The following is an 18,153-nucleotide window of genomic DNA, read 5'->3' on the forward strand; positions in this document are numbered from 1 at the left end:
GATGCGTTGCCAACCAGTCGGGACAGGCCGCAGCCATCGGTTTCATTGGAGAGAATGCCGATCGCTGCAGCAGTTCCATGGGAACACATCGCATCCAACATCTGTGGAGCTTCGTCGTGGTGGCTCTGGTCAGCCTGGGTGTTCTGGTGACTCCCGCTGATGCCTACGACAACCCCGAGCTGCTGCCAGATCACCCCACCCCGGTCATCGACCTCGCCAAGGTTTTCAGTGATACCCAAAGGGCCCAGTTGGAGGCATCCCTGGGTGATGTGGAAGAGCGCACAGGCTGGAAAATGCGAGTGTTGACGCAGTACGAACGCACACCAGGACTAGCCATTCGCGAGTTCTGGGGGCTGGATGAAAGCAGCCTGCTGCTGGTGGCAGACCCACGGGGGGGGAATCTGCTGAACTTCAACGTCGGCGATGCCTACTTCGCGATGATGCCGCGCACCTACTGGGTCGAACTGCAAACCCGTTACGGCAACCAGTACTACGTAAAGGAGCACGGTGAAGACGGAGCGGTGCTCGACGCGCTCAATGCTGTGGAGATCTGTCTGGACCGGGGCGGTTGTCAGGTCGTGCCAGGACTTCCGCAAGAACAGTGGCTATGGACGCTGACCACATCGGTATTTGGAGGCTTAATTGCAGGCTTTGCGGCGTACCCCCGCAAGGACGATGAAACGATTGCCTGGGGCTGGATGCTTTTGCTGTCACCACTTTGGCTGATGCTGTTTGGCGTCTTTGGCATCGCGCCTGTCATTACCCGCACATCGGAGTATTTGCCCATTCTGAGAAACACCGTTGGATTCTTCGGTGGAGGCATTGCTGCCTATCTGATCGCTCAGGCAACGGTTGGCAGACGCCTCCAGAGCGACACAGATGATTGAAAGGCTTTGATGCCCCTCAGAGCCGGGTTGCACACTCGATGCGCGACCCGGTGCAGAGCGCAGGAGGAGCAACGAGGGCCTGACGCTTTAAATCTCGCAGGCGACGGAGCTCAGCAAGATTCACGTCGTAAAACGACCGCAATCGTGCATATTTTTTGACGGGCTGGCCGTAGTAGCTGCGACCGGCAAGCGTGGGGAACGAGGCCCACTCTGGTGCCAGTTTTGCGGCAAGTATGGGGCTGAGAATCCCGCTGTCAGTAAGGAGAAGAGCTTTACGGCGCTGAATCAAAAACAAAGCTCCCTGATCTTGAGCCTCAGGACCAAACCCCCGAACACCGATGCTGCGTTGAACCAGATTCCAGGTGAAGGGCATGAACTGGTAGGCCCCGGCAGCCGCACTGGCATACCGGGAGCTGTAGATCACGCGATTGGGATGACGGTCGAGAGAGGGCATCAAGCCACCACCGAACATCACCCGATAACCAACATCCAGACCGCCTTTCCAGGTGCCTTCAGCGAAGCGAATCGTGTTGAGCATTGCCCTACGTTCGGGCGTAATCACATAGGGAATTGCCAGGCTGGGCTGGACTTCGGGGGTGTGAACCAACTGCGCCCGCGAGGCAGGAGGCAGCAAGCTGGCTTGAGCTGGCAGAACGGAACAAACGGCAGGCAGAACTCCGACGATCACGGCCGCTGAAAGCGTCTGACGACCGATGAATGCAGAGATAGCCATAAAAAGCGTTCAAAGAGCATGCCCTCAAAAGAGGACGAGAAGCACATCAGAAGCGGATGAGGTGCTCAGGCGGAAAGAATTTCCACTCGCCGTGACTCTGTCGAACCAAAGGTTCAAAGCAATAGGTATATATGCCAGTCAAGAAATCGGCCAGGCCATCAGCAAGGGGGCAAATTTGCTCGAAATAGGGATTATTAATTGTGCAAATTAATAATGCTCCTGGACCCACTCCACAAGTGCCAGAGAGGCTTCCAGAGCCCCAAATGCAGAAAGAGGCGCATCGGTGGGAGGCAACAGAGACTGATCCAGCTGCCATCTCCCCACATCCAGCTCCAGCCGGCTTAGGCATCGGTGCTGACCGTGCCGTTGCAGGCCATCCATCAGCACAGACGCTTCAGCAAAACCGCTGCGCTCAACCACGTGAAGCCCAACACCCTGCGCCATCGCCTCGCAGAAGCTGCTGAAGCCCGGCTTGCCCAGAAAACGGGAACAGCGATCCAGCACATCGACAGGACGCACCCCCTCCGGCAGAACTGTGAGATTGGGGAGTTCAGCCAGCTCAGGCTGTTGCGAGGCCGTGGCTGAGGCCGGAAGTAGGAAATGGTGGTTGGACCAAAGCTGAAACAGATCACTGCGAAGGGACAGACCGATGCCACCGAACCCAACAAGAACCACTGGAACGTGAAGGGCATCCAAGGAAGCCTCCAGATCCGTCGGAATGGGCCTCGGCGCAGCGCACACCAACCCGAGTCTGCGTTCGGGTAAGCCCCAGTTCATGGGTAGATCAAACGGACAACGAAGCAGCAGATCACCGCAGCGATAGGCCTCTGCTGCATCCTCAGCAGCCCGTTGAAACGCAGGGCCCAAGGCCGCATAGATGTCATCCCATCCAAAATTGCTCATCCAGACAAGGGGTGCCCTCACCCGCTGCGCCAAGGCGGCTGCGGCCGGGGGAATGTCGCCGAAGATGAGCACTGGCTGCTCCTGTGCCGCCAACCAGCTGGCTTCAGCCTCAATCAAGGCCGGCAACCTTTGCTCGAGCAGATCCAAGGCGGTGAGTGTGGCCGCGCGATTCACACCGAGAGCATCCGCTTGCACCATGCCCACATCCCACTGACAGGAGCGTTGCTGAATGGATGAATCCCCCAGCAGAAGCTTCAGCACAGGGGGGGGGAGACCCGAACTCATGACCAGAGTCCACTCGGGCCGCAGGCGTCGAAGCTCCTGCAGCACTGCCGCATCCCGAGCCGCGTGGCCAAAGCCATGGCTGCTGCTGCAGGTATAAATCAGCACGACGAGGAAGCATCCATCGGCAACTGCTCCTGATGGATCAGCTCGGCGTCTGAGGTGTACCAATGATGGGCCAGCTGAGTCAGCTGGGAGCCCTGGAATTCAGCCCAGGAAAGATGCAGAAGCGGCCGATCTTGCCCATCGAGCCCGGAGCGCGGCACGCAGGCAGCATTGATCAGTGCCGTTCCGTGACGGTGGCGCAGCAGGTTCTGCCGAAGACCGGAGCCCCGTTTGAGGGCATGGTGCATGTGGCCGAAAATCACCAGATCTGCAGGTCGATTCCGCGCCATGCGATCCAAGGCGAGGGCAAGATCCTGATCACCCCAGTCAACAGCTGGCGTCTTCCAGTCCCGACCACAGGGGCTGGCTGCATCCGATCCCAGCCCCGTGGGACCGCAGTGGGCCATCACGATCAAGGGCTGATCGGCGGGCACACCTGCCGCGGCCTGAACGATCCGATCGGCGGACGCCTCAAGCGACACCGGTCCGTAAACCGCCTCCACGGCATTTGAGAGATGAAACCCACCTCCAGCACTGCATGGACGTGCACCGACAATCGTCAAGGGCAGCTCCGGCCATTGGATGGCCCGCCAAGCGCAGTGAAGATCACCGAGTACAGCCAGTTGCTGCTCAAGGATGCCGCCACTGCGATCCCGCCCACGATCGTGGTTCCCCAGGATCACGGCTACGGGAAACGGAAGCCGCGTGATCCTGCGCGTCAGGCGCAGGTCGCCATCGGAGAGATCACCAACGAAGAGAACAGCGTCGGGCCTGAGGATCTGCAGAAGCTTCTCGTCTGCATCGCCCCAGGCGCCATGCAGATCACCAGCAATGGCAAGTCGCAGGTGCGTCAGAGCGGATGCCTAGGCTGTGTTCATCCTGCCCCGAACCGGTCCTGATGAGCGCTGACACCGCCCTTGTTGCGGCGATCAACCGGCTTCGCGAGGACCGCAATGCCGTGATCCTGGCGCATTACTACCAGGAACCGGAGATTCAAGACATCGCCGATTTCGTTGGCGACTCCCTGGAACTATCACGACAAGCTGCCAGCACCGATGCAGATGTGATCGTGTTCTGCGGTGTGCATTTCATGGCGGAGACCGCCAAGATTCTCAGCCCAGATAAAACAGTGGTCCTTCCGGACTTGGACGCCGGTTGCTCCCTTGCAGATGACTGTCCTGCAGATGACTTTGCCAAGTTTTGTTCGGAACATCCCGACCACTTTGTGGTGAGCTACATCAACTGCACGGCAGCAGTCAAAGCTCAGAGCGATTTGATCTGCACCAGCAGTAATGCAGTGGATCTAGTGAATCAACTGCCAGCGGATCAGCCGGTTCTGTTCGCACCAGATCAAAACCTGGGGAGATGGGTGCAGCAACAGAGTGGTCGCAACCTGACCCTCTGGCCGGGACGCTGCATCGTTCACGAAACTTTCAGCGAAGAAGCCGTGCTTGCGCTCAAGCACGAACATCCCGCGGCCGAAGTCATTGCCCACCCTGAATGCCAGCAGAACCTGCTTGATCTGGCGGACTTCATTGGGTCCACCAGCAAGCTCTTGAACTATTCAGAACAAAGTTCCTGCAACAGCTTCATCGTTCTGACCGAACCAGGGATCCTGCATCAAATGCAGCAGCGGGTTCCAGAGAAAACGCTGCTCGACGTCCCTGGGCTGGATGGCTGCAGCTGCAATGCCTGTCCCTACATGCGGCTCAACACACTGGACAAACTGAAGGCATGCCTGGAGACCCTCACGCCTGCAATCGACATGGATGAAACGCTTCGACTGCAGGCCCTGAAACCCATGCAGCGCATGCTTGAAATGAGCCGTTGAAACCGGATCTGTCGACCATCAAAGGTTCTCAGCAATTGTGTGCACTGGTCATCGCGCTGCTCCTTGCAGCTTGCTCAACCATGAGCGAGCAAGAGAGGAAAGCATTCCTTTGTGAGCAATGGGAACAAGGCACGAAAAATGTGGATCAGCTCAAGGCGACCTATTTCATCGTCACGGGCAAGCGGTTGATCATCCGATCAGGAGGCCCCAGGACTGGAGTCAGCTTCATCGACGGTGATCTCAAGCAGCTTGCCCAGGAGGTCGACACAGCTTGCGACGTCAAATCCATGGGATTGGACTAGATTTTCGAGTCCTAAAACATCGTTTAAGGAGCGTCCTGTGAGCCGTGTATGGGGCATCGACGTCCTGACCTTGATGGCTGTTGTCTCATGCGGTTGGAGCATGAAAGTTTCGGCACAAACCTGGAACCAACCCATCCCTGAACCCGCTACGGAATCCACACCAGAAACAATTCAATTGGCCGACCAACTCAATACGGTGGGCGCCAAGTTTTTTGGAGCGCATTGGTGTCCAGCCTGCAAAGAGCAAATGAAACTCTTCGGCAAACAGGCCGGACGCCGACTGAATTACGTGGAGTGCGGTCTTCCCGAAACGTATCCAGATCAGATCAACCAATGCCGGGATGCCGGAATTCAATCGATCCCTACCTGGACGCGACCTGGATCATCGCGGCTAGAGGGTGTTCAGTCGATCAACACCCTCGAACGTTGGAGTGGTCTGAAACTACTCCAACAGAATTGATTACTTCTTACGGCAATAACCAGCACCAACATTCATCCATCCGGAAGGGCAGGCTTCACCGTTGGTGGGCATCATCTCGTAGTAGATCGGTGACACACAGGTGGTGCCCAAGGTGTTGACATAACCCAAGGGGCATTGGTTATGGCCTTGTGCCTTAGGAATCTTTTTCTGAGCCAACGCGGAGCTGGGAACAGCCAGGGCTGAAACAAACAGAGCGGCAACGAACAGCTTCATCGCAGTGCAAGAAAACGCGATCAAACTAAGGGGCTTTCAGACTGTCTGCAGCGATCAGCAGCGGCGCTTGATCGAACGCACGCCTCAAGGGTTGTACTGCCGAGCCGCGAAGGCCTGGGTCGACCCATGGCGTCCAGTCCCCAGGGCTCTGATCACCCACGCCCACGCCGACCACGCCAGGCCCGGATGCGGGGAGTACTGGGCCGTGGCGTCCAGTGAAGGGGTCCTGCGCCAAAGGCTCGGACAAGACATCACGCTTCACCCGGTGGCCTACGGCGAAGAACTCTGGCTCGGCCAGTGCAAGGTGTCGTTTCACAGTGCCGGACACGTGCTTGGTTCGGCGCAGATCCGCCTGGAATCCGAGGGTGAGGTGTGGGTGGTCAGCGGTGATTACAAGCGTGATGACGACCCCAGCTGCGCCCCCTTTGAACCGGTGCGCTGCGATGTACTGATCACCGAAGCCACCTTCGGAATGCCGATCTATCGCTGGCAGAGCGGGGCTGATGTAGCCCACGACATCCATGAATGGTGGACCAGTGATCAGAGCAGCCCGTCCCTGCTGTTCTGCTACGCCTTCGGCAAAGCCCAACGCTTGCTGGCCGAACTCAAGGCCATTGGCGTGAACGAGGAAGTGCTGCTGCACGGTGCTGTAGAGACCGTGACCCGTCACTATCGCGATGCGGGGATTCCCATGACCCCCAGTCGGCCCGTCAGTGAGCTTTCCCGCAAGGATCCGCTTCATGGACGGTTGATCCTGGCGCCGCCATCGGCCTATCGATCAAGCTGGATGCGCCGATTCAAGGCACCCCAGACAGCGTTTGCCTCGGGCTGGATGGCAGTGAGAGGAGCCCGAAGACGGCGGGGTTACGAGCGGGGGTTCGTACTCAGTGACCATGCCGACTGGCCTGGTTTACTCCAGACCGTTCGGGAGAGCGGCGCACGAAAGTTGTACGTCACCCATGGGCAGAGCGACGTTCTGGCCCGCTACCTGCGTGAGGTCGAGGGATTGGATGCGGAACCGCTGGAGACCCTGTTTGAAGGGGAAGCGGACTAAAACTTGGCGACGCCGTCCGGGAGCTCAGGAAGGTTCAAATTCGCCTGACGGCCTTCGATCGCTGCAGTCAACGACTCGATCATCATGGCGTTGCCGCTGTCCTTAACGGCATCAAGCGCCTTTTGCAGGCGAAGTCGACGATCGGAAGGATCATCCGAAGTGCCAGAACCGGCCACGGGGGTTACGACGGCCGTGGCTGAGGCGGTAGCGCGCACGTTGCTGAGTTGTTGCGCCAGGTTGTCCCAGAGGAGTGCCATCCGGCTGATTCAGGAAGCTGTCGCTCAGATCAACACAGGTCTCCACCGGATTTCCAGCACTGCTCACAAAATGTCTTGTCAGGATGGCGGGACTGTTGACGCACCCCGTTCAAGCGCGCATGCGGGCCTTTCAGGACCTGTTCAATCAGCTGGATCAGGTCACGAGCACCAAGGCGAAGGTGCAGGCGCTGGTCGATCACTTTCAGGAGGTCGATCCAGGGGAAGCGGCCTGGGCGTTGATGCTCCTGTTGGGCAAACGCCGCCGCCGCTTGATCACCGGTCGCCGCCTCCGCGACATCCTTCGTGACCGGGGCGGTCTTCCGGATTGGCTGATCGACGACTGCTACGGCCAAGTGGGCGACTCAGCTGAAACCATCAGCCTGCTCTGGCCCGCCGTGCAAAAGCGCATTGAAGCAACGGATCCAAGCCTGCCCAGCGGAAAGGGGGACATGCCCCTCAGCTGGTGGATGGAAACACTGCTGCCGGCCATCAGCGCCAGAAGCGACGATGACCAATCCAATGCGGTGATCTGGCTCTGGCACAGCACCCCGCTCGACCAGCACTTCATCGTCAATAAGTTGCTCACAGGGGGGTTCCGTGTCGGCGTGTCGACTGGACTGATCAGTCGCGCCATTGCCGAGGCGTTTGATCTCGAAGAGAGTCTGGTGGTGCAACGGCTGATGGGCGGGTTTGAGCCCTCCGCTGAGCGATTCGTTCAACTCACCGCCCCTGCGACGCCGGATGAGCACCTCTCCAGTGGCACGCCGTACCCCTTTTATCTCGCCAGCCCCCTGGAACCCGAACGGCTTCGGAAGACATCTGTAAACGATTGGCAACTCGAGTGGAAATGGGATGGGATCCGCGGTCAGCTGATTCATCGCGGTGGAGGGGTCTATCTCTGGAGTCGTGGGGAAGAGCTGGTCAACGACAGCTTCCCTGAACTGGTGGATGTCGCCCAGGCATTGCCCTCTGGCACTGTTCTTGACGGAGAAGTGATCTGTTGGCAGCAAAACGAGGCAACACCGCTTGGCTTTGACCAGCTGCAACGACGGCTAGGACGCAAAACCGTTGGAGCAACGTTGAAACGGGAATGCCCAATGCGATTCATCGCCTACGACCTGCTGGAACATGAGTCCATCGACATCCGCCAAAAGGGCTTGAGGCAGCGCCAGGATCAGCTGGCTGACCTGCTTGGCAAGATCGAGCATCCCGAGTCGTGGCGGTTGCAGCAGAGCCGGTCATGGTCGATGGAGAAGTGGGAAGACCTGGATCAACAACGCAACCAGGCCCGTCAACACAACGCCGAAGGTCTGATGCTCAAACACGTTGAATCTCCCTATCTGAGCGGACGAAAACGCGGCAACTGGTGGAAACACAAACTTGACCCGATGACCCTCGACGCGGTGCTCCTCTATGCCCAGGCAGGCAGTGGACGTCGCGCCAATCTGTTCACTGATTACACCTTTGGCCTCTGGACCAACGCTGAAGAACTGCAACTGGTGACCTTCGCCAAGGCCTATTCCGGCCTGAACGATGCCGAAATCCTTGAGCTTGACCGATGGATCCGTCGCAACACCTTGCAGCGCTTCGGCCCAGCGCGGTTAGTCAAAGCCGAACTGGTGTTTGAAATCGGTTTCGAGGGCATTCATCCCTCCAAGCGCCACAAATCAGGTATCGCAGTTCGCTTCCCGCGCATCTTGCGCTGGCGACGCGACAAGACAGCCAAGGAGGCAGATCGACTCGATACCGCCAGACAGCTGATGAGCAAACGGGTATGACCAAACGTTGACGAGGAGGGCAGATGCTGGACTCAGTTGTTGGTGTTCCAGAAGCAGTCGATAGCAATCCGGCCGCTTTGAGGAAGCATGGTGCGTCGGTTGATCAGATACTCAACAATCGGTTCTCCATTGGCCTGACGCACAATGAACTTGTAATTGAGCAAAAAGGCCTGATCAGGATGAAAACCAACAGTCGCAACCCAGGTGTTGTCGTTGACATATTCCATACCATAGGCCTTGGCATGATCCCAATTCCCGAGTTCATCACAGTCCCCAATAATCGCGAGTGACTGTCCGGGCTGGGTTGCGAATCCGTTGATCTGGAACACAACCACCAAAGGTGCTTCGACAGGCTTGCCCTCACAACTGATCACCATGGCCGAATTGCCATGCACCGTGTAGCCGGAGAGCCGCCCTCCCTGAATGTTGAGCGGATAACCAGTGAGCAAGCACTGGTAAGTTCCATCGGGCATCTGAATATTTTCAGCGTTAACAACATGATCCTGGTCGGCCTTGTTGACCATCACCATCACTGCTGAATCACGGAAATTCCTAGTGAAGAGATAAAAGTCATCATTCATCCATGCCGTGTGATGCGAACCAAGGGCAAGAGCCTGATTTTGACGACGCAGATTGAGTAACGTCTGAACCAACACAAAAGAATGGCTGCTGGTATCCCAGGATTCCATCATGGGGCGGTTATAGGGATCTTCACCGCCATTGGTCCCATTGTTGAGATACTGCTCCGTGCCATAAAAGAGGCAAGGAACACCACGCAGTGTCGACAACAGCACCAGTGCCAAATCCAACTTGCGTGAATCCGGAACAATCGACAAGAACCGCGGCATATCGTGGTTGTCGATAAAGGTCACCAATTCGTTGGCACGGTGATAAACATTGTCGTAAGCAAGAACCCTCTCAACCTGATGAAAACCACCTGGCTCTTGCCCTGAGAAGCAGAAACGAATGCCATCGCATAGACCGAAGTCGAGTATCGACATCCCAATATTGTTAGCGTATTCAACGGAACGCTGCTCCCAAGGCTTACTGAATCCATATTCACCGAACATGAATAAGCCAGGTTTATGAGCCTTCATGGCCGTGGTGAACTCTTGCCAAAACCAGATCGGCATATGCTTCAGTGTGTCCACACGCAGCGCATCCACTCCGGAATCAAGCCACATCTGAATAGCAGACTTGATGTAGTTTCGATAGTCAACATTTCTCTCATTAAACGTCGCTAGACCCATCATCTCCAGATGGATCAACTGATACTCATCCTCCCAGTCCGTAATTTCTCCCTCGTGATAATAAAAGCATTTGTCATCAAGGTTGAAATCAGCCAGTGGCTTACCGTCATCCAGCACAACACCTTTTGAACCATTCACATCAGGCGAACTATGGTTGCAGACGACATCAAGAACCAACTTGATTCCATTGGCATGAAGCTCATCAATGAGCCGACGCAATGTTGATGAATTAGAGAGACTATTTAACTCCCCAGTCGGCAAAAATCTTGGGTTAATTCGCTTAAAATCCTTCGTCCAGTAACCGTGCATTGGCGCACGATCATATTGCATATCATCCACCTGCTCAAACAAAGGTGAGAGCCAAAGAGCCGTAACTCCAAGCTCTTTAAGATATGGAATCTTATCTACAATACCGAGAAGATTTCCGCCCCAGTATTTCCCCCATTGCGTCCAAGTTTTGTCGTATAGACCTTCCTTAGAGCCTCTATCCCAGACGCCCTGCCTCTCTTCCTCATCGCTTGTGGCATCGTAAAAGCGATCAACAATCAGGAAGTAAATCACTTCCGAACGGAAATCTACCGGGGAATCGAAGAGACCTTTGGTGAGATCGGAGGCCGACAGGCTCGACATGTGTCAAAGACAAGGCTTTGCCTTGAATGCTGACAAGACCTGACAGTTCCGCCCATACACCGGCAAAGTTTCACGCTGAAGAGCTGCAGAAGCCAAGATTTCGTGACGTTCCATCGGCAAACCTCCCCCTGTGGAAAGCCTCCAACCCGTTTTCGACTGGTTTGAGCGGCAGGGCTGGGAGCCCCTGCCCTTTCAGCAAAAGACCTGGGAGGCCTACCTCGCAGGACGCAGCGGATTGATTCAAGTGCCCACGGGGTCCGGCAAAACCTTTGCCGCCGTTATGGGACCCATCGCGCGGATGTTGGCGGACGAGCAATCACTGAAAGGAATACACCTGCTGTACATCACGCCATTGCGCGCCTTGAGCCGCGATTTGACTCTGGCGATCAGCGAACCGATCGAGGCGATGGGTTGGCCACTTCGGGTTGGCATCCGCAATGGCGACAGCAGCAGTAGCGAGCGCACCAAGCAACTCAAGGCACCACCAGAGATCCTGGTCACCACTCCCGAATCCCTCGCTCTCCTGCTCAGCAATGCCAAGGCTGAAGAGCTGTTCGGTCAGCTCCAGACGGTGATCCTCGACGAATGGCATGAATTGATGGGCAGCAAACGGGGCAGCCAGACAGAACTGTGTTTGTGCTGGTTGCGCCAGCTCAAACCCAAGCTCCAGACCTGGGCAATCAGTGCAACCATCGGCAACATCGACCAGGCGGCACGCCATGCCCTTGGAACGGCAGGGGAAGCGCAGCTGATCGGAGGAGCCCCGGCCCGCAGTACTGAAATCCAGAGCATCCTTCCCGAGACGATCGATGGCTTCCCTTGGGCCGGGCACCTCGGGTTGCGGATGTACGAAGAGCTGGTGGCCCGTCTGAATCCTGGAATCAGCACGTTGCTGTTTACCAACACCCGTAATCAGTCGGAGCGTTGGCACCAGTGTCTGCGATTCGCGTGCCCGGAGATGGAGGAGGGATTGGCCCTGCACCACAGCGCTATCGATCGGAACGAACGCGAAGCCATCGAGGCCTCCGTGAAAGCCGGCAGCATCCGCTGGGTGGTGTGCACCAGCTCTCTGGATCTTGGGGTCGACTTCCAACCGGTGGAACAGGTGGTGCAGATCGGCAGCCCCAAGAATCTGGCGCGACTGCTGCAGCGGGCGGGACGATCAGCGCACTTGCCAGGCGGAACATCCCAGGTGCTGTTCATGCCAACCAACGCCCTGGAACTGCTCGAACTCAGTGCTGTGCGTCGCGGATTGGCGGAAGGTCTGGTGGAACAACGCAAACCTCCGAAAGCCCCCTTGGATGTACTCCTGCAACACCTCACAGGGCTGGCCTGCGGCCCTGGATTCAATCCCGAACAGACCTTGCAGGCCGTTCGGAGCTGTGCGGCCTATGCCGATTTGAGCCAGGAGGACTGGGACTGGTGCATGTTGTTCCTGGAGAAGGGCGGGGAATGCCTCGGGGCCTATCCCCGCTACCGCAAGCTCGAATGGGAGAAGACGAGCCAGCGATACCGAGTTCGAGAGAGTGCCATCGCACGTCTGCACCGTCTCAACGTCGGAACGATCACGGCCGCACCGGCAATCACGGTGCGTTTTGCACGTGGTGCCGTCCTTGGCCATGTGGAAGAGACCTTCATCAGCCAACTGAAACCGAAGGATGTGTTCTTCTTCTCCGGACGACAGCTGGAATTTGTGCGACTGCGGGACATGACCGCCTACGTGAAGGTGAGCACAAAAAAAACGCGCACGGTTCCCGCCTGGGCTGGTGGACAGATGGCGCTTTCCGATCTGTTGACCCATCACCTGCGTCTGGAAGTGGACCGAGCCAGCCGTGGAGATCTCGACAACGCCGAACTACAAGCGCTGAAACCTCTGTTTGAGAGGCAACAGGACCTCTCCGTGCTGCCGACGGTTGGTCAGCTGTTGATCGAGACCTGTCGCACCCGGGAAGGCACGCACCTCTTTGCTTACCCCTTTGAAGGTCGGTTCGTGCATGAAGGCATCGGCTTTCTCTGGGCTTCGCGGCTAACCCGTCTGGAACGCGGCACCATCACAGTGTCGGTGAACGACTACGGCTTTGAGCTTTTGGCACCGAAGAGCTACCCCATGGCGGAGCTGCTGGAGGACCACATCGATCTGCTGCTTGATCGCCAAAAGCTGGAGCTGGATCTGAAAAATGCCCTCAATCTTTCCGAGCTGCAACGGCGACGCTTCCGCGCTATTGCCCAGATCGCTGGCCTGATGAACCGAGGATTCCCCGGATCAAGCAAGAGCACTGGACAGCTTCAAATCAGTGCCTCGCTGCTGTTCGATGTGTTCACCCGCCATGAGCCACACAACCGCTTGTTGCTGCAGGCACAACAGGAGGTGCTCGACGACCAGTTGGAGATCTCCCGACTGGAGGCGGCCTTAGAACGTGCTGCAAACCAGGAATGGCTGCACGTTGAAACACCACGGCCCAGCCCGCTGGCCTTTCCGCTGCTGGTGGAACGCCTCAACAACAGAATGAGCAATGAATCCGTTTTAGAACGGGTTCAGCGGATGAGAGATGAGGCACTCCGCAAGGAGGAATAGTGAGCAATCAGCAATTGGCTTAGCTGACTGAAGCGGTTCTTTGAAGCCTGCTTCTGCAGTTGCTGTGAAAAGTACATCGACAGATCGCAGCACTTAGAAGCGAGCAAAGCGAAGTCATTGCAGTTGTTCTGAGCCCCTGCAGCAACATCAGAGGTCGAGGCACCCCAAGGCATCGAACCACCAACGGGCAGAGTGAGGGGATGAAACAGCCGAACGCTCGACAACTCCGATCACTTCGGCTCTCTGCTTTAGCCCGCGATAACAGAGCAGTGGCTGAATTAAATGCACGAATCTCCAACTCACCGGACTACCTGGTGGAGGAGCTGATGAATCGCCATGGGTGGCCTGCTCATGAAGCCATCTGTGCAGTGCAGCAACTGCAGGAGAAAGCTTTGCAAGAGACCGCAGACCACTCGGCGGCTTGATCCAAGGGTGTCCAAAAGCAGGGGTTTGGCTTACAAGTGTCCTGGATGTGGAATAACGATGAGATGCAAGCGGTTACAGCTGAATACGCCGATGAGGCTCAGCCCGTCAGCATGATCAAGCTGCAGCCCGGTGAATTGGGAGAGCGAGCCCTGGCACTTCAGAACTGATGACTGAACCAACGAAGCCCAGAGCACTGACCTATACAGAAATGATGAATGGGGGCCGTCAGCACCTCGATGAGGCTGAACATATCCGCGAGCAAGAACTTCAGAAGAAGGTCGTCGCTTTAGAACGTCATGTCGATCACTTGGAACGAGCCCTTCAAGACAGCGTTACGCCAAAGGGGAAGGCCTCCCTTCCTGAAGACAAGACGACCTAGAGCATTTGTTTGTTCATGCTGAAACCCTTGTTTTGATGCAGGGTTGAGAGGCCGGCCCAGCCACGACAGGAATGGGGTGAGCACTCTCATGACTGACGTCCGCCACTCCTGTAGTGAGCTGAAAGTCAGGCGTCTTTTTTGGTTTGCACCGTTGGAGTGTCGACCGTAGTTGGTAGCTGCAATCTCGATGGACTCACCCTCTTCAGCGAGCATCAGCAGGGTTATGAGCGATTGGATATCGGGCTCACCCTGCTGAAGAATATTGCTTCCAGAGCAATTACATCACTGGGTACGACATTCCCAGAACTGTGCCGAGAGCGATCGTTCCCAGTACAAGCAGCAGCATCACTGTTGAGCCCCACGAAAAACCTCCTTGGAGGAAGGTTCAATGAAGTGTTCACTCATGTTGTGCACAACAATCGTTCGTGAATCAGGAGGTCAGTGAGCCCTCACCTGATGCTTCGTCAAAAGATTTAAGGGGACGCGTGCTGATCAGAAAAATTCACCTCAGCGACGGCTGGATCGCTTTGAGTGGCTGTGTTTCGACGACAAATGCAACAAGCTAGAAGCCTTGTCTTGCTCTTCCACTTTGGTGAGCTTTTTCACAAGGATCCAGGTGTCTTGGGCAGACATCTCCCCATCCGGCTCCCATTTGATGCTCGATAGCTCTGCGGGGGACATCTAGAGCTGTCTAGGGGGCAACAAGCTAAGGAACCCAGCCTGGTAGGAACCGGCAAACCCGACCCTTGTCACTTAAGAAAATCAGAGATTGGTTTGCTTGGTTACAACTTTCTGCGCTGGACAACAAAAAAGCCCCAGCCGAACGGACTGGAGCCAGGTGATGGGGGATATTTGAAGGATACCGGCCCTGCATCGTCAAGCAAGACACGGAGCACCACATCTAGCGCCATTACCCCTCAGAGGCGGGGCTAACCTGAAAAAAACACCAGATGCAGGGGATGAGCAGAAGCCCCTTGATCGAGGTCAATACCGGTCAGTGCGTGCCGAACCAGGAACAACAGGAGCCAAGACGCATCGTCAAAAGCGTCAGCACACCAACTGCTGCAGCCACAAACGACAGACCCATCAGCTGCTGACGACGCTTCTCTCTGATGACCTCGATCGATTGACTGCCGTTCAAGCTGCATGCGCCGGTTCGAGGATCTTAACGAATTTTAGTAACGAAAGCTACCAAGACTGTGACTACGGGTGAAAAGGCCTAACGCGTCTGCGACGAACGACGTCGACTTCAGGTCCGCACACAAAACGAAATTCTCTGTAATCGCAGCCAAGAGTTTGGGCTGATACACCTCTGTCAGATCTTGGCCGAGACCATGAGTGACCTGAGCAAGCAACAGGAACAAGCCATTGCTCGGTCGACCATGTATCTCTTCGCAGCAATCCTGACGATACTGATGGTTTCCCTTGCAGGACTCTTCCTCAGTGCCGAACTGGAGCAGCAAGCCAAGAACAAAGAGGCGACATCAGTGCAGATCTCACGCCAACCCGATGTCGCTCCTCAATCCCAACGACCTTGGACACGATGGAAACAACAACGACCCGCAATGTTTCCTGTGAAAATCCATGGTTTACACGAGCCCAGCAAGGTCTTTGAACTGAGGTTCTCATCGCTCACTTGAAGCAAAGCGGAGCCAAGCAAAAAAGGGAGGCTTTCGATCGCTTCAGGGTGCAGCGGCGAAGCGGCGACTGCGGGCAGTCAATTGGGTGCGCGCTCTGAGATGGCGATGCCGACGACAGGGCCTTGCGTAGAGATCAGAGCTGTTTTTCCAGGAACGTGGATAGGGCCAGCTTCGTTTGACCGCCGGCGAATTGGTTGTTCTGCAACACCACCAAGAGTGGAGCCACAGGGCTGTCATGCCACAGATCAGACCAGTCATAGCTGCATGATGAAACCCAATGGGGCGACGTCAACTCAGCCCCCAACCATCGGGTGTTGCATCAACTCTGCATAAATGAGTGATAAGGCCAGTTGCCAAGACCCCGGAGGCCGATGCAGAACGGGGGCATCGGATCCGCAGCCATGGCCAAGCGTCGCTTTCTCGACAAGCAACCAATCACCCAGGCAGAAGGGCTAACTGCCCTGATCATGATGGGGGTGGGTCTAACCCTCGGCGGCATCAGCGTGACCATCTTCATGGCGTTAAGTGCTGCAGCCCAAGGGTCTTGGCAGGAACTTTGGCTCTCCGGTCAGCTGAATTTCTGAGCTCAGGGCATCCAAGGCCACCGGATACCGAAAGCCTCCAACGGGTCCATCACGAGTTTGTTCATCACCCGCCCCAGCAGCACTTGGGGCTCTTCGGGACGAATCGGAAGCACTTCATGCTCTCGAGTCGTCTCGCGATCCATTCCTTTGAGCACACCACTCCGGATCAAGGCATTGGCTGCCTCGAGGCCGCATACATAGGCACGTTCCTGGCACAGTCCCTTGGCACCGTGTTCGCGTTCTCCCATCCGCACCCAGTCGCCAGCGCAGACCAGGGATTGCAGCGATGTTTGCAGCGGCGGACGTTGGCTGAAACTGCCAGGTGAGAACAAGGACACCGAACCCGGGTAACGCCGCACCTCAAACTCCAGAGCCCGCGCCAACCGAAAACCCGGCACCGCCTGCGGCAGAAGCTCTTTCATCAGGGTGTCGACGATCTCTTGATCACTCAGCGCCGCAATCGCTGTTGCGTTGTAGAAGTCGCTGGCAACGACGGACCCCTGTGGAGCACGACCGCCCCAGAGATCCGTTTCATCCTCTTTCTGCAGCTGGTCGAGCATGAAGAAGGTGGCGCCCGAACCCTGCAATGGCGCAAAGCGTGAGAAGACATTGGCGGGATCGTCGACTTCGACATAGCGATCCAGCCACAACCGCACCGACACCACATCAATCGCGCCCAATGTACCGGCAGCCACCAGCTCCGGTAGGGCTCCCGCACAGCACGGCGACTGCTCCATCAGAGCATTCATGCCCTTGGAACCCACCGCCAGAACAACCGCATCGACATCGTCGATCACCCTTGTTCGTCCCGTTGCGGGAGAACGGACCTCCACAGACTGGATCGCTGCTGCCTTGTGATCGAGATTGAGACAAGTTGCCAGCGTGCCTCCCTGAACTGTGAGCTGACAACGGTCCAGCAAGCGTTCCGCCAATGGAGCGATCAACCGCTCAGCGATGGTCCCAGAACGAATCCAGCGCACATCGAAGGAGTCCTGATGGGCCAAGGCGTAGTAATAGAGCAGCTCCATAGTGACGGCAGCGGATAAGTCTTCGGGTGACTTGAACAGCCCCACCAGAAGAATCGGACGCAAAAACTCATTGATCATCCGCTCACTGATCTTCAGTTGGCGGAACAGCGTCAGCGCATCGATGGCGTCATAACGCCGGAATGTTGCCTCACTGCGATTGAGGTCAAGCATCGCCACCAGAAGCCCGGCGATACTCAATCGATCGGCAACTGGAAGGCGCTTGAAGTTCTTGACCGTCGCCAGGGCCTGACCCAAAGGACTGGGGAGTTGCCACCCATCACCAAACACCGGTGCGGTGGCCTCCAAACCATCGGGAGACCAGAAGGCACTGGTCGTGAAGTCGGTAAACACATGCTCGAGCTCGAGCTCATGGGTCAGCGCATTGATGTTGGGGTAATCCCTCCAGAAACCACGGGTACCGGCTTCAAAAGGTTTGCCAGTTGCGGTGCGCGTTGGCGTACGACCTGATGGATCCGCCATCCCATCGATCAGGGTGACGCGCATGCCTGCTTCACAGAGGGCTTTCGCAGCGCCCCAGCCCGCCCAGCCAGCACCGATCACCACGACATGGGAGGACTCACCCTGGGTGACCATGGATTGCTCAGGCATCGAACCTTCAGAGATCGAGTGAACCGTCTCCGCATCATGGAGCTCTGAGGCGGCAACGGTCGCCATCGCCACTGAGCAGAAGGGCTCAATAGCGTTGACTCGATTGTTCGAAACCATCCGATGAATCCCGACACAACTGCACGCTGGCCTGTTCTTCTTCCCTTGGTGTTGTTCTTCGGGGGGATCGGTGCAGCGGCAGCGATGAC

General features: G+C 56.8%; 19 protein-coding genes. 11 read left to right on the plus strand and 8 right to left on the minus strand.

The window, feature by feature from the left end; translation table 11 throughout:
• Window positions 1-77 precede the first annotated feature (77 nt).
• Window positions 78-887, plus strand: coding sequence for a TPM domain-containing protein (locus FZZ88_RS08990; RefSeq protein WP_166016615.1), 810 nt, complete (start codon window positions 78-80; stop codon window positions 885-887).
• Window positions 888-903: 16 nt separating this feature from the next.
• Here FZZ88_RS08990 and FZZ88_RS08995 read toward each other — a convergent pair whose 3' ends face one another.
• The 3 genes from FZZ88_RS08995 to FZZ88_RS09005 form a co-directional block, all read right to left on the minus strand.
• Window positions 904-1,620: a glycoside hydrolase family 104 protein gene (locus tag FZZ88_RS08995; protein ID WP_166016616.1), complete on the minus strand. Its 717-nt coding sequence runs from the start codon at window positions 1,618-1,620 to the stop codon at window positions 904-906.
• Window positions 1,621-1,827: 207 nt separating this feature from the next.
• Window positions 1,828-2,913 (minus strand): hypothetical protein, encoded by a 1,086-nt coding sequence (locus FZZ88_RS09000; RefSeq protein WP_166016617.1) that lies wholly within the window; start codon window positions 2,911-2,913, stop codon window positions 1,828-1,830.
• Entirely contained in the window at window positions 2,907-3,755 is an 849-nt protein-coding gene (locus FZZ88_RS09005; RefSeq protein ID WP_166016914.1) for a TIGR04168 family protein, read from the minus strand. Before FZZ88_RS09005 ends, FZZ88_RS09000 begins: the two co-directional genes overlap by 7 nt.
• A gap of 53 nt (window positions 3,756-3,808) precedes the next feature.
• Between FZZ88_RS09005 and nadA the strand changes: the two genes are divergently transcribed.
• The 3 genes from nadA to FZZ88_RS09020 are packed head-to-tail and all read left to right on the plus strand — an operon-like array spanning window position 3,809 to window position 5,503.
• Window positions 3,809-4,741: a quinolinate synthase NadA gene (nadA, locus tag FZZ88_RS09010; RefSeq protein ID WP_230332863.1), complete on the plus strand. Its 933-nt coding sequence runs from the start codon at window positions 3,809-3,811 to the stop codon at window positions 4,739-4,741.
• A complete protein-coding gene (locus FZZ88_RS09015) occupies window positions 4,738-5,043 on the plus strand; it encodes a hypothetical protein (RefSeq protein WP_226423618.1) in 306 nt (101 codons plus the stop codon). Before nadA ends, FZZ88_RS09015 begins: the two co-directional genes overlap by 4 nt.
• 37 nt (window positions 5,044-5,080) lie before the next feature.
• Window positions 5,081-5,503 (plus strand): hypothetical protein, encoded by a 423-nt coding sequence (locus tag FZZ88_RS09020; protein ID WP_166016619.1) that lies wholly within the window; start codon window positions 5,081-5,083, stop codon window positions 5,501-5,503.
• Here the strand turns inward: FZZ88_RS09020 and FZZ88_RS09025 are convergent, their stop codons facing one another.
• A complete protein-coding gene (locus FZZ88_RS09025; protein WP_166016620.1) occupies window positions 5,504-5,737 on the minus strand; it encodes a hypothetical protein in 234 nt (77 codons plus the stop codon).
• A gap of 67 nt (window positions 5,738-5,804) precedes the next feature.
• Between FZZ88_RS09025 and FZZ88_RS09030 the strand changes: the two genes are divergently transcribed.
• The gene (locus tag FZZ88_RS09030; RefSeq protein WP_166016916.1) at window positions 5,805-6,791 is read left to right on the plus strand and encodes a ligase-associated DNA damage response exonuclease; all 987 of its coding nucleotides are present in this window, start codon (window positions 5,805-5,807) and stop codon (window positions 6,789-6,791) included.
• Here FZZ88_RS09030 and FZZ88_RS09035 read toward each other — a convergent pair.
• Complete coding sequence (locus FZZ88_RS09035; protein ID WP_166016621.1) at window positions 6,788-7,048, minus strand: hypothetical protein; 261 nt, start codon at window positions 7,046-7,048, stop codon at window positions 6,788-6,790. The two genes, FZZ88_RS09030 and FZZ88_RS09035, sit on opposite strands and share 4 nt — an antisense overlap.
• A 119-nt stretch (window positions 7,049-7,167) precedes the next feature.
• Here FZZ88_RS09035 and FZZ88_RS09040 point away from each other — a divergent pair, with 119 nt between their 5' ends.
• Complete coding sequence (locus FZZ88_RS09040; protein ID WP_166016917.1) at window positions 7,168-8,826, plus strand: ATP-dependent DNA ligase; 1,659 nt, start codon at window positions 7,168-7,170, stop codon at window positions 8,824-8,826.
• Between the two features lie 32 nt (window positions 8,827-8,858).
• Here FZZ88_RS09040 and FZZ88_RS09045 read toward each other — a convergent pair whose 3' ends face one another.
• The gene (locus tag FZZ88_RS09045; protein ID WP_166016622.1) at window positions 8,859-10,706 is read right to left on the minus strand and encodes an alpha-amylase family glycosyl hydrolase; all 1,848 of its coding nucleotides are present in this window, start codon (window positions 10,704-10,706) and stop codon (window positions 8,859-8,861) included.
• 130 nt (window positions 10,707-10,836) lie between these two features.
• Here FZZ88_RS09045 and FZZ88_RS09050 point away from each other — a divergent pair, with 130 nt between their 5' ends.
• The 3 genes from FZZ88_RS09050 to FZZ88_RS09060 all read left to right on the plus strand — a co-directional run bounded on the left by FZZ88_RS09050 (window position 10,837) and on the right by FZZ88_RS09060 (window position 14,086).
• Window positions 10,837-13,281, plus strand: coding sequence for a ligase-associated DNA damage response DEXH box helicase (locus tag FZZ88_RS09050; protein ID WP_166016623.1), 2,445 nt, complete (start codon window positions 10,837-10,839; stop codon window positions 13,279-13,281).
• A gap of 200 nt (window positions 13,282-13,481) precedes the next feature.
• A complete protein-coding gene (locus FZZ88_RS09055; RefSeq protein WP_166016624.1) occupies window positions 13,482-13,706 on the plus strand; it encodes a hypothetical protein in 225 nt (74 codons plus the stop codon).
• A 167-nt stretch (window positions 13,707-13,873) separates the two neighbouring features.
• Window positions 13,874-14,086 (plus strand): hypothetical protein, encoded by a 213-nt coding sequence (locus tag FZZ88_RS09060; RefSeq protein WP_166016625.1) that lies wholly within the window; start codon window positions 13,874-13,876, stop codon window positions 14,084-14,086.
• Window positions 14,087-15,080: 994 nt separating this feature from the next.
• Here FZZ88_RS09060 and FZZ88_RS09065 read toward each other — a convergent pair.
• Window positions 15,081-15,227 carry a hypothetical protein gene (locus FZZ88_RS09065; RefSeq protein ID WP_166016626.1) on the minus strand — a complete coding sequence of 49 codons (147 nt, stop codon included), beginning with the start codon at window positions 15,225-15,227 and terminating at the stop codon, window positions 15,081-15,083.
• Between the two features lie 193 nt (window positions 15,228-15,420).
• Here FZZ88_RS09065 and FZZ88_RS09070 point away from each other — a divergent pair, with 193 nt between their 5' ends.
• A complete protein-coding gene (locus FZZ88_RS09070; RefSeq protein ID WP_166016627.1) occupies window positions 15,421-15,726 on the plus strand; it encodes a hypothetical protein in 306 nt (101 codons plus the stop codon).
• 401 nt (window positions 15,727-16,127) lie between these two features.
• The gene (locus tag FZZ88_RS09075; protein WP_166016628.1) at window positions 16,128-16,310 is read left to right on the plus strand and encodes a hypothetical protein; all 183 of its coding nucleotides are present in this window, start codon (window positions 16,128-16,130) and stop codon (window positions 16,308-16,310) included.
• Window positions 16,311-16,312: 2 nt separating this feature from the next.
• Here the strand turns inward: FZZ88_RS09075 and FZZ88_RS09080 are convergent, their stop codons facing one another.
• Window positions 16,313-17,947: an FAD-dependent oxidoreductase gene (locus FZZ88_RS09080; protein WP_166016918.1), complete on the minus strand. Its 1,635-nt coding sequence runs from the start codon at window positions 17,945-17,947 to the stop codon at window positions 16,313-16,315.
• Window positions 17,948-18,153: the final 206 nt, after the last annotated feature.

Source organism: Synechococcus sp. PH41509 (genome assembly GCF_020514285.1).
Taxonomy (GTDB): domain Bacteria; phylum Cyanobacteriota; class Cyanobacteriia; order PCC-6307; family Cyanobiaceae; genus Parasynechococcus.